Origin of the sequence: Pseudomonas sp., from assembly GCF_041601375.1 — a bacterium.
Taxonomy (GTDB): domain Bacteria; phylum Pseudomonadota; class Gammaproteobacteria; order Pseudomonadales; family Pseudomonadaceae; genus Aquipseudomonas.
In genome coordinates this window covers 1-11429 of the sequence record NZ_JBFIIG010000139.1, presented here as the reverse complement: position 1 = coordinate 11429, position 11429 = coordinate 1, and the positions used below count along the sequence as shown (strand labels likewise).

At 66.9% G+C, this 11429-nt stretch carries 9 protein-coding genes; 4 read left to right on the top strand and 5 right to left on the bottom strand.

Annotated features, from left to right (window positions below):
• Positions 1-279 precede the first annotated feature (279 nt).
• Positions 280-510 carry a hypothetical protein gene (locus tag ABZE94_RS16225; RefSeq protein ID WP_372876521.1) on the bottom strand — a complete coding sequence of 77 codons (231 nt, stop codon included), beginning with the start codon at positions 508-510 and terminating at the stop codon, positions 280-282.
• A gap of 176 nt (positions 511-686) precedes the next feature.
• Between ABZE94_RS16225 and ABZE94_RS16220 the strand changes: the two genes are divergently transcribed.
• Positions 687-2348: a SulP family inorganic anion transporter gene (locus ABZE94_RS16220; RefSeq protein ID WP_372876520.1), complete on the top strand. Its 1662-nt coding sequence runs from the start codon at positions 687-689 to the stop codon at positions 2346-2348.
• Positions 2349-2361: 13 nt separating this feature from the next.
• Here ABZE94_RS16220 and ABZE94_RS16215 read toward each other — a convergent pair whose 3' ends face one another.
• Entirely contained in the window at positions 2362-2550 is a 189-nt protein-coding gene (locus ABZE94_RS16215; protein WP_372876519.1) for a CopG family transcriptional regulator, read from the bottom strand.
• A gap of 218 nt (positions 2551-2768) precedes the next feature.
• Here ABZE94_RS16215 and betI point away from each other — a divergent pair, with 218 nt between their 5' ends.
• The 3 genes from betI to betA all read left to right on the top strand — a co-directional run bounded on the left by betI (position 2769) and on the right by betA (position 7017).
• Entirely contained in the window at positions 2769-3377 is a 609-nt protein-coding gene (betI, locus tag ABZE94_RS16210) for a transcriptional regulator BetI (protein WP_372876518.1), read from the top strand.
• A 329-nt stretch (positions 3378-3706) separates the two neighbouring features.
• Positions 3707-5179, top strand: a complete 1473-nt coding sequence (gene betB / locus ABZE94_RS16205) for a betaine-aldehyde dehydrogenase (protein WP_372876517.1) — start codon at positions 3707-3709, stop codon at positions 5177-5179.
• 152 nt (positions 5180-5331) lie between these two features.
• The gene (gene betA / locus ABZE94_RS16200) at positions 5332-7017 is read left to right on the top strand and encodes a choline dehydrogenase (RefSeq protein ID WP_372876516.1); all 1686 of its coding nucleotides are present in this window, start codon (positions 5332-5334) and stop codon (positions 7015-7017) included.
• A gap of 13 nt (positions 7018-7030) precedes the next feature.
• Here the strand turns inward: betA and ABZE94_RS16195 are convergent, their stop codons facing one another.
• From ABZE94_RS16195 to ABZE94_RS16185, 3 genes are all read right to left on the bottom strand, one after another.
• The gene (locus tag ABZE94_RS16195) at positions 7031-8119 is read right to left on the bottom strand and encodes a lipocalin-like domain-containing protein (protein ID WP_372876515.1); all 1089 of its coding nucleotides are present in this window, start codon (positions 8117-8119) and stop codon (positions 7031-7033) included.
• A 145-nt stretch (positions 8120-8264) separates the two neighbouring features.
• On the bottom strand, positions 8265-10742 hold the full coding sequence (locus tag ABZE94_RS16190; RefSeq protein ID WP_372876514.1) for an FtsX-like permease family protein: 2478 nt from the start codon (positions 10740-10742) through the stop codon (positions 8265-8267).
• A 1-nt stretch (position 10743) separates the two neighbouring features.
• Positions 10744-11406: an ABC transporter ATP-binding protein gene (locus ABZE94_RS16185; RefSeq protein ID WP_372876522.1), complete on the bottom strand. Its 663-nt coding sequence runs from the start codon at positions 11404-11406 to the stop codon at positions 10744-10746.
• Between the last annotated feature and the right edge of the window lie 23 nt (positions 11407-11429).

Sequence of the window (11429 nt, the reverse complement as noted above, 5' to 3'; positions counted from 1 at the left end):
GCAAGCTGCGCCTTGGTGTTTGCACATCGATTGCGGCCCCATAGCCCAAAAGGGCGCGCATTTATTTTCCGAGCCAAGGGTCTCGCTTGATCAATAGATTCGCGCCCCTATCGCGCCGTCGTGCATGCCGTCATGGCGGATACCCACAGCATGCTTTCATCTTCGTACCGGGCCCTGCGGGTCACACCGAGCGGCATATCCATGGCCTTGGCCAAGCGTAGCGGCCGTGCGCCCTACGCCCTACGCCCTACGCCCCTGGGAGTAGACCCGACTCGGCAGTTAGAAATGGATCTCTGCGTTCTTGATGCCCAGCTCGCGCAGCTCCTCGATCAAGTCATCCAGATGGTCGAATGACTCGACTTCTTCGCTATCGTCGACCAGGAAGTAGCTTCTGCCCGCGTCCTTCTTGAAGAACACGATCCACTCCTTGACGTTGGTCGGGTTGGCGATCACATGGGTGTCGAAGGTGACGCCCTCTGCATGTTTGCTTTTAACGTCGTTACGGTTCATCTCGGTCACCCGCTGGTTGGTGCGCGCGCACACCCGTGCGCTCAGTGTCAGTCGCCCGCGCCGCTATGCTTCAGCCAGACAAGCCCTGGCATGAGTCGCAGGACGCTTGATCAAGGAGCCATGCAATTATCACCACATGATAATATCATGCACATGATCTCGCAGAGGCGCTCACCATGATTGCAGTTCGCGAAGCCTGGAAGACCGGCTTGCTGGGGCGCAAGCACTGGCTGAACAATCTGGTCTCCGGAGTAATCGTCGGGATAGTCGCGCTGCCACTGGCAATGGCCTTTGCCATCGCCTCGGGGGTCAAGCCGGAGCAAGGCATCTATACGGCGATCATTGGCGGCGTGCTGGTCTCCCTGTTTGGCGGCAGTCGTGTACAAATCGCCGGGCCGACCGGCGCATTCATCGTGATTCTGGCGAGCATTACCGCCGAGCACGGCATCGACGGCATGCAGATCGCCACCATGATGGCCGGGGTCATGCTGCTGTTGCTGGGCATCTCCCGGCTTGGTTCAGTGATCAAATTCATTCCGGCCCCGGTGATCGTCGGCTTTACGGCCGGGATCGGGGTGATCATCTGGATCGGCCAATGGCAAGACTTCTTCGGCTTGCCCGCCGTTGGCGCCGAGCACTTCCATGAGAAGGTCTGGCAATTGCTCCGCGTGCTACCGCAACTGCACCCGGCCACCACCCTGCTGGCCCTCCTCAGCCTCAGCCTGGTGCTGCTGTCGCCAGGGTTTCCGGGGCTCAAGCGCGTGCCAGGCCCGCTGGTGGCGATGCTGGTGGTCACCCTTATCCAGGCAGTTTTTCACTTCGATGGCGTGGCCACGATCGGCAGCGCCTTTGGCGGCATCCCCCAGGGTCTGCCCGATTTCGGCCTGCCTGAAGTCAGCTTGCCGCGGATTATCGAACTGATCGGCCCGGCCTTTGCGATTGCCATGCTGGGGGCGATCGAGTCGCTGCTATCGGCGGTGGTAGCCGACGGCATGACGGCCACCAAGCATGACTCCAACCAGGAGCTGGTCGGCCAGGGTCTTGCCAACATGCTCACCCCCTTATTTGGCGGCATCGCTGCCACTGGCGCGATTGCGCGCACGGCAACCAATATTCGTAACGGCGGCACCAGCCCCCTCGCCGGCATCATGCACGCGGTCACCCTGTTGCTGATCATCCTGTTCCTCGCCCCGCTGGCCTCGGACATTCCGCTGTGCGCACTGGCGGCGATCCTCTTCGTGGTCGCCTACAACATGAGCGAGCTGCGCCATTTCAAGCGCATGGTGCAGCGTGCTCCACGGGCAGACGTGGCGATCCTGCTGATCACCTTCGGCCTGACGGTATTCAGTGACCTGGTGGTGGCCGTGAACATCGGCGTGATCCTGGCGATGCTGCATTTCATGCGCCGGATGGCCGCCTCCGTGGAGGTTCAGCAGGTCGTCGAACAAGAACTCGAAGCGGAGTTGCGCGTCGGCGGTCATAGCCGCCTGCCAGCTGGCGTGCTGGTGTACACCATCGAAGGGCCGCTGTTCTTTGCTGCAGCAGAAACCTTCGAGCGCGCGCTGGCACAGACCCACACCGACCCGCGATTGCTGGTGATTCGCCTGAACCGCGTGCCGTTCATGGATATCACCGGCCTGCAAACGCTGGAGGAAGTCATCCAGCAACTGCACAAACGCAAGATCGTGGTGAAACTCTGCGAGGCCAACCGCAAGGTGCTGGCCAAGCTGGATAAGGCGGGCATCCTGCAGCAGATCGGGGCGCAGCATTATCACGCCGACTTCAATGCCGCGCTGGGGGCCTACGCGCAGAGCGAGCCGGCAGCGGCCGATGGCTGAGCCGCTCGACGGATCATGCCTTGGTGCTGGGCCCGCGCTTGCTCTGGGTGGCGTAGGTGACGCCGTGGGTCTCGAGGTAATCGCGAATCAGCTGGCGCACGACCTGGGAAGGGGTCAGATCCTGTCCGGCGCACAGTTCCTCGAACGCCTTCTTCTTGACCGGATCAATGAGCACGGTGAGACGCGCAGTCTTGCTTTCCATAAAATCGCCAATTGCTCAAATTTGATGTTAATCAAATTCTAATAGTAGAACCCGCGGCTGTCACGGCACGGAGCCCTGCCAACCCGCCCAGAGGGGTTGCTATCCGCCCAGCCACAGCGGCGAGCTTTGGGGATAACCGCATAATTATTTGATCGTTCAATAAAAATCGCCCTAGACTGCGGCCCACCCAAACGAAACTTCAGCCCACGGAGATGCCGATGCCCAAGGTCGGAATGCAACCGATCCGCCGCTCGCAATTGATTGCGGCGACCCTCGAAGCCGTTGACCAAGTCGGCATGGGCGATGCCAGCATTGCCTATATTGCCCGCCTGGCAGGGGTTTCCAATGGCATCATCAGCCACTATTTCAAGGACAAGAACGGCCTGCTCGACGCCACCATGCGCCACCTTATGCAGGCCCTGAGCACAGCCTCGCGCGCTCGCCGTGCGGCGCTCGAGGACGACAGCCCGCGCGCGCATCTGCGCGCGATCATCGACAGCAACTTCGATGCCAGCCAGGTCAGCGGCCCGGCCATGAAGACCTGGCTGGCCTTCTGGGCCAGCAGCATGCACCAGCCATCCTTGCGCCGCTTGCAGCGGGTCAACGATCACCGCCTGGATTCCAACCTGTGCTGCCAGTTCCGCCGCGTCCTCCCCGTGCAGCAGGCACGCGCCGCCTCGCGTGGCCTGGCCGCCCTGATCGACGGTCTCTGGCTGCGCGGCGCGCTGTCCGGTGGCGACTTCGACACCCAGCAGGCGATCCAGATCGCCTACGACTATCTCGACCAGCAATTGGCCAAAAAGCAACTCGAGCACCACGCCGCCTGAGCCCACCCGGGCAGGCAATCCGGCCGCGATGCAAAAACCCAATAGTTTTCCCATACGGCCGGCGCTGGACACTCGGCCGGCGCACGCACGCCCTGCACAAAGCCCTGCCCCGCCTCACCAGCGCCCTTGTCGCATCCAGACCGGCACGAGTCGCTCTCGATATTTATTATTGATTGATCGTTCAATAAAAATCACGTAGGCTGGATTTCACTCTTCCGGCCTGGACAGTGCCGCCGAGCGCGCCACTGAACCTGCCGACCCCTCTGGCCAAGGCGCACTGAAGCCGCCAGCCAGCCTTGCGCAGACAACAGACAAGAGAGGATTCCACCATGGCCCTATTCGCCGAACAGAAGCTCTATATCGGTGGTCGCTATGTCGATTCGACCAGCGGCGCCACCTTCGAGAGCATCAATCCAGCCAACGGTGAAGTGCTCGCCAACGTCCAGCGCGCCAGCCAGGAAGACGTCGAGCGCGCGGTGGCCAGCGCCGCCGCCGGACAGAAGGTCTGGGCAGCGATGACCGCCATGCAGCGCTCGCGCATCCTGCGCAAGGCGGTGGACATCCTCCGCGCGCGCAATGACGAGCTGGCCGAGCTGGAAACCCTCGACACCGGCAAGCCGCTGTCGGAAACCCGCTACGTCGATATCGTTACCGGTGCCGACGTGCTCGAGTATTACGCCGGCCTGGTGCCCGCCATCGAAGGCCAGCAAATTCCCCTGCGCGACAGTGCCTTCGTCTACACCCGCCGCGAGCCGCTGGGCGTGGTCGCCGGCATCGGCGCCTGGAACTACCCGATCCAGATCGCCCTGTGGAAATCCGCCCCGGCCCTGGCCGCGGGCAACGCGATGATCTTCAAGCCCAGCGAAGTCACCTCGCTGACCACCCTCAAGCTGGCCGAGATCTACAGCGAAGCCGGCCTGCCGGATGGTGTGTTCAACGTGCTCACCGGCAGCGGCCGCGAAGTCGGCCAGTGGCTCACCGAGCACCCCGGCATCGAGAAGATTTCCTTCACCGGCGGCACCGTCACCGGCAAGAAGGTCATGGCCAGCGCCTCCAGCTCCTCGCTCAAGGAAGTGACCATGGAACTGGGCGGCAAGTCGCCGCTGATCATCTTCGAGGACGCCGACCTCGACCGCGCCGCCGACATCGCGGTGATGGCCAACTTCTACAGCTCCGGCCAGGTCTGCACCAACGGTACCCGGGTGTTCGTGCCGCGCATGCTGCAGGCACGCTTCGAGAGCAAGGTGCTGGAGCGGGTCAAGCGCATTCGCCTGGGCAACCCGCAGGACGACAACACCAACTTCGGCCCGCTGGTCAGCCTGGCCCACATGGAGAGTGTGCTCGGCTACATCGCCAAGGGCCGCAGCGAAGGCGCGCGCCTGTTGACCGGTGGCGAGCGCATCACTGCCGGCGAATACGCCAAGGGCGCCTATGTCGCGCCCACCGTGTTCACCGACTGCAGCGACAGCATGACCATCGTGCGCGAAGAAATCTTCGGCCCGGTAATGAGCATCCTGGTCTACGACACGGAAGAGGAAGTGATCCGCCGTGCCAACGACACCGACTTCGGCCTTGCGGCTGGCGTGGTGACCCGCGACCTGGCGCGCGCGCACCGGGTGATCCACCAGCTGGAAGCCGGCATCTGCTGGATCAATACCTGGGGCGAATCGCCGGCGGAAATGCCGGTGGGCGGTTACAAGCAGTCCGGGGTCGGCCGCGAGAATGGCCTGAGCACCCTGGAGCATTACACCCGGACCAAGTCGGTCCAGGTCGAACTGGGCGACTACAGCTCGGTGTTTTGATCGCTGCGCCCAATCTGTAGGAGCGGATTTATCCGCGATGATTTTCGCGGCTGAAGCCGCTCCCACAGATCCGCAAGCCCAGTAGCCCGGATGCAATCCGGGAACCGTCAGACCGTTTCACCCGAATTACATCCAGGTACAAGGTAACGCCCATGTCCCAAGAATTCGACTACATCATCATCGGCGCCGGCTCGGCCGGTAACGTGCTGGCCACCCGCCTGACCGAGGATGCCGACGTCAGCGTGCTGCTGCTGGAAGCCGGCGGCCCGGACTATCGCCTGGATTTCCGCACCCAGATGCCCGCCGCTCTGGCCTTCCCGCTGCAGGGCCGGCGCTACAACTGGGCCTACGAGACCGAGCCGGAACCGCACATGAACAACCGGCGCATGGAGTGCGGTCGCGGCAAGGGCCTCGGTGGCTCGTCGCTGATCAACGGCATGTGCTACATCCGCGGCAACGCCCTCGACTACGACGGCTGGGCCAAGGACAAGGGCCTGGAAGACTGGAGCTACCTGGACTGCCTGCCGTATTTCCGCAAGGCCGAGAGCCGCGACAGCGGCGCCAACGCCTACCACGGCGGCGACGGCCCGGTCAGCGTGTGCACGCCGAAGGCCGGCAACAATCCGCTGTTCCACGCCATGGTCGAGGCCGGCGTGCAGGCCGGTTTTCCGCGCACCGACGACCTCAACGGCTACCAGCAGGAAGGTTTCGGCCCGATGGACCGTACCGTGACCCCCAAGGGCCGGCGCGCCAGCACCGCGCGCGGCTATCTGGACCAGGCCAAGGGCCGGCCGAACCTGACCATCGTCACCCACGCCCTGACCGAGCGCATCCTGTTCAGCGGCAAGCGCGCCATCGGCGTCGACTACCTGCACGGCGACAGCAACACCCCGACCACCGTCGGTGCCCGGCGCGAGGTGCTGCTGTGCAGCGGCGCCATTGCCTCGCCGCAGATCCTCCAGCGCTCGGGCGTCGGCCCGGCCGCGCTGCTGCGTGAGCTGGACATCCCGCTGGTACACGAGCTGCCCGGGGTCGGTGAGAACCTCCAGGACCACCTGGAGATGTACCTGCAGTACGCCTGCAAGGAGCCGGTTTCGTTGTACCCGGCGCTGCAGTGGTGGAACCAGCCGAAGATCGGCGCCGAGTGGATGTTTCTCGGCAAGGGCATCGGCGCCAGCAACCAGTTCGAGGCCGGTGGTTTCATCCGCACCAGCGCCGAGTTCGAGTGGCCGAACATCCAGTACCACTTCCTGCCGGTGGCGATCAATTACAACGGCAGCAACGCGGTCAAGGAACACGGCTTCCAGGCCCATGTCGGCTCCATGCGCTCACCGAGCCGCGGGCGCGTCCAGGCCAGGTCGAAGGATCCGCGCCAACACCCGAGCATCCTGTTCAACTACATGTCCAGCCCACAGGACTGGCAGGAGTTCCGCGACGGCATCCGCATCACCCGCGAGATCATGAACCAATCGGCACTCGACCCCTTCCGCGGTCGTGAACTCAGCCCAGGCGCCGCGGTGCAGAGCGACGCCGAACTGGACGCCTTCGTCCGCGATCATGCGGAAACCGCCTTCCACCCGTCCTGCTCCTGCAAGATGGGCGAGGACGAGATGGCGGTGGTCGACGGCCAGGGCCGGGTGCACGGCATCGAAGGGCTGCGGGTGGTCGACGCCTCGATCATGCCGCTGATCACCACCGGCAACCTCAACGCGCCGACCATCATGATGGCCGAGAAGATCGCCGACAAAATCCGCGGGCGCACCCCGCTGCCGCGCAGCACCGCACCCTACTACGTGGCGGGCGGCGCGCCGGTGCGCCACACCCCGCAGCGCAGCTGAAGACAGGCGCCCCTCAATAGCCGGTCATTTCCAGGTAGCCCACGCCCTGGTGGCTGCCGCTGAAACGGATCGGCCCTTCCCAGTAGGGAAAACGGGTGGCCATCCAGGCCTGCTCCTGCAACGGCGTGGTGCCGATGGCGAACTCCTTGGCGGCGATACGCAGGCTCCAGGCGGTCGGCAGGCGCCGGCCGGCGACCCGACTGAAGCGCACCGGCTGCATCTGGATGTCCGCCTGGCTCAGCGGCTCGGTCCGGCCGTCCGCATGGATCCAGGTGCCGGCGCGGTAATGCGCGCCGTCGGCCTGACGAACCTGGAACAGCATCAGTTTCTCGCCGCTCTGCAGGTGCAGGGAGAACCAGTCCCAGCCCTGCTGATCGGGCGCCAGCGGCTGGCTGCTCCATTCGCGGTCGAGCCAGGCCTGCCCCGTGACCGCATGGCGCTTGCCGTCCACCAGCAGGCTACCCTCGGCCTCAAAGAACGGCTGGCTGTAGTAATAGGAGGCCTGACCCTGGCCGGACTTCTGGCTGAAACCCTGCTCGCCCTGCAGCACCGGCGGCCGTTCGCTGGTCAGGCGCAGGCGATAGCTGAAGCCTTCGCCGCGGGCATTCAGCTCCAGCTCGCCCAGGCCGCCATTGACTGGGCTGAGGCTGCGCAGCTGCCAGTCGTCGATCCAGGCCTGCAAGGGTTCGGCCACCGCCCCGGCCTGGCCGATGCCGCCGCGGGCGAAGGTCTCGGCGTGGCGATGGCCGTCCGGGCCGGTCAGCGCGGCATGACCCATCCACAGGTTCTGGTTGCGCCAGTCCGTCTCGTCCGAGCCGGGCTGCAGGGCGTTGCGAAACAGCGTCCATTGCACGCCCCACGCGCGGCCCTGGGCGTCCTGCAGATTGGCGGTGAGGTACCACCACTCGATGCGGTAGTCCAGGTGCGCGCCGTGGTCGGCCGGGAACCTCAGCGCCCGCCCCGGCTCGACCCGGGCGAAGCCCTGCGCCGCGCCACCCAGCCCGGCGAAGCCCACCGCCGGTGGCGGCGTTTCGGCCTCGCAGGCGGCGAGCAGCAGGCCGGCGAGCAGCGCCAGGCGAATGCGAGTGTGCTGTCCACGCATGATCTTTTCCTCGAGCGAGCCCCATCTGCAGGCGCCAGCTTGCCGTGGTCCGGCATTCCGGCAAGCCGTCAACAGGCGCCAATGATCGCCGGAGTGCCGGACCACAGCAAACTGGCTCCTACCTCTACCGCGCTTGCACGCGGCGCTAGCGTTCATCGGCGAAGCTGCGCAACAGCGCCGCCGGGGTGCTGCGGCCGAGTTGCCAGAGCGGCCAGGCGGCGGCCAGCAGGGTGGCCAGCAGCGCCAGGCCGAGCAGCTGCAGGAGCTGGCCGGGGAATACCTGCAGCGGCAGGCGCCAGCCGAAGGCCTGCACGTTGATCACCGCGACCAGGCACCAGGTCAGCAACAGGCCCAGCGGCAGCGCCAGGAACAGGGTGAGCACGGCCAGCATCAGGGTCTGGCCGAGGCTGAGCCAGGCCAGTCGCGTGCGGCCGACGCCCAGTGCCCAGAGCGGTGCCAGCTGGCTCAGGCGGGTCTGACCGAGGGTCAGCAGGCTGATCAGCAGCGCCACCGCGGCCACGCCCAGGGTCAGGCTGTTGAGCGCGGCGGTGGCGGCGAAGGTGCGCTCGAATACCCGGCTCGACCAGGCCTTGAGCGCGGCCTGGTCGATCACCCGGCTGTCGTCCAGGGCAAATTCTTCCTGCAGCGCCTGGATCAGCGCCGGCACCTCTGCGGCCGGCAGGCGCAGGCTGAAACTGCGCGGCGCCAGTCCCGGCCAGTGGCGCTGCAGGCCCGCCGCCTCGACCAGCAGATGCCCCTTGGGATTGCCATAGTCGGCATAGATGCCGAGCACCTCCAGCTCCCAGGCGCCACTCGGCGTCGGCAGGCGCAGGCGCTCGCCCAGATGCAGGTCGAGGCGCCGCGCCAGTTGTTCGCTGAGCATCAGGCCCTGCTGCCGCTCCAGGCGCTGCCAGGCCTCGGCACTGGCGCTCAGCAGCGGCCAGTGCTCGCGGTAATGCGCCTGCGTGCGGATGCCGGTCAGTTGTGCCGGCCAGCCCTGCAGTTGCAGCTCGACCCGCCAGCTCGGCAGCAGCGCGCGCACCTGCTCCTGCCCGGCCAACCAGGCCTCGATGGCCGCAGCCTGGCTGGCATCGACCGGGCTCAGGTAGAGCTCGGCGGCCAGGCGCTGGTCGAGCCAGCCACTGAAGGTCTGGCGGAAGCCCGCGGTCATGCTGCCGACCCCGATATTCGCCGCCAGCGCCAGCAGCAGGGCCATCAACGCCAGCGCCAGGCTCGGCAGTTGCTGGCGGCTGTCGGCGACGAACCACTGCGCCAGCGGCGTACGGCACTGCGGCAGCCACGCCTCGAGCACGCGGTTCAGGCCCACCGGCAAGGCCAGGGCCGCGCCCAGCAGCAGGGCGGCGAGCAGGACGAAGCCGGCCGCCAGGCTGTCGCCGAACAGCAGCGCGAGCAGCGCCACGCCGCCGAGCAGCGCCGCCAGCCAGCCCTGACGGCGCAGCCAGCGCGCCTGGGCCTGCTGCCAGGCCTCGGGCTGCGCCAGGGCCAACAGCGGCAGACGCGCGGCGCGCAGCAGGCTGCCGGCACCGGCCAGCAAGGCACCGAGCAGGCAGACCAGCAGGCCGCCCAGCCACCAGTGCGGCGCCAGGCTGAGCCGCCCGGCCACCTCGGCGCCATACAGGCTGCGCAAGCTGGCGGCGACATCCGGCAGCAGCCAGGCCGCCAGGGCATGGCCGCTGAGTAACCCGGCGACTCCGCCGAGCAGCGCCAGCGCGCCGAGCTCCACGACCAGGGCAACCAGCAGGCCACGCAGGCTCACCCCGCAGGTGCGCAGGTTGCGCAGCAGCACCCGGCGCTGCTCCAGGGCCAGACCGATGGCGGCGTGGACGATGAACAGACCAACGACAAAGGCCAGCAGGCCGAGGGCGCTGAGGTTGAGGTGGAAGCTGTCGGTGAGCTGGGCCAGGTCGGCCTCCGCGTCGCCGCGCTGCAGCACCAGCTGCGTGGCCAGCGCCGGCGGCAGCGGCGGCGCGGCGCGGGCGAACGCGGCCGGCAGCAGCAACCGCGAGACCTGCCCGGGGGCGTCGAGCAGGCGCTGGGCCACGCCGATGTCCACCAGCAGCACGCCGGGCGCCAACTGCGGCCACACCGCCAGCGGCGGCAGGCGCTGGCCGGACGCGCTGAGCGGCTGCGCACCGGCTTGCAGGCCAAGTTCGGCCAGGGTATCGGCGGCGATCCAGCTGCGTCCGGGCCGGCCTATAAACCCCGCCAGGTCCAGGCGTTCGAGGCTTTGCCCGGCCAGCGCGCTGCCGGCCGGCAGGGTCAACGGCTCGATGCCGATCAATTGCAGGCGTCGCTCGCTCTGCCCGTGCAGGCGCAGGCGCCCTTGCAGCAGCGGCGAGACCGGCCAGCCGGCGCGGCGCAAGTCGATGAAGTGCTGCTGGGCAAACCAGCGACCATCGCGGGCGACCAGACTGTAGCGCTCGGCGCCGCCGAACAGCTGACTGGCGCGGGCATAGCTGTCGCGGGCCTGGCTGTTCAGCGCCTGCACCCCGGCCCACAGGCTGGTGGCCAGCCACAGGCCGGCCAGCACGCTGAACAACTGCAGCGGATGACGCCGCCAGTGGCTGGCCAGGGCATTCAGGGTCCAATACAGGCGGCGCATCTCAGGCCCCTTCCAGCAGACGCCCGCCCTGCAGGCACAGGCAACGTTGCAGGCGGGCCGCCAGGCTGGCGCTGTGGGTGACCATCAGCAGGCTGGTCGTACTGCCGGCGAGCAGCTCCAGCAGCAGGGTCAGCACCTCGTCGGCGCTGCGCTCGTCCAGACTGCCGGTGGGCTCGTCGACCAGCAGCAGCGGCGGTTTCACGGCCAGCGCTCGGCCCAGCGCCACCCGCTGCTGCTGGCCGACCGAGAGCTGTTCGGGGTAGCGCCCAAGCAGGGCCGCCAGGCCGAGGCGCTCGACCAGTTCGGCCTGCCAGTGCGGGTCATGCCGGCCAGCCAGGCGCGCCTGGAAGGCCAGGTTGTCGGCGATGCGCAGGCTGGCGATCAGGTTGAACTGCTGGAACACCAGGCCGATGCCGCTGCGCCGCCAGGCCGCCAGTTGCCCCTCATGCAGGTCGCCCAGCACGCGGCCGTCGATTTCGATACGCCCGGCGTCGGCCCGATCCAGCCCGGCCACCAGGTGCAGCAGGGTGCTCTTGCCGCTGCCGGACTCGCCCATCAGGGCCAGGCTCTGACCCGTCGCCAGTTCCAGGTCGATGCCGCGCAATACCGGCAGGGCGCCCTGCGGCGTCGCATAGCTCTTGCACAAGCCCTGGACTTTCAGCATCTGTCTGCCACCTGAGCGCGGGG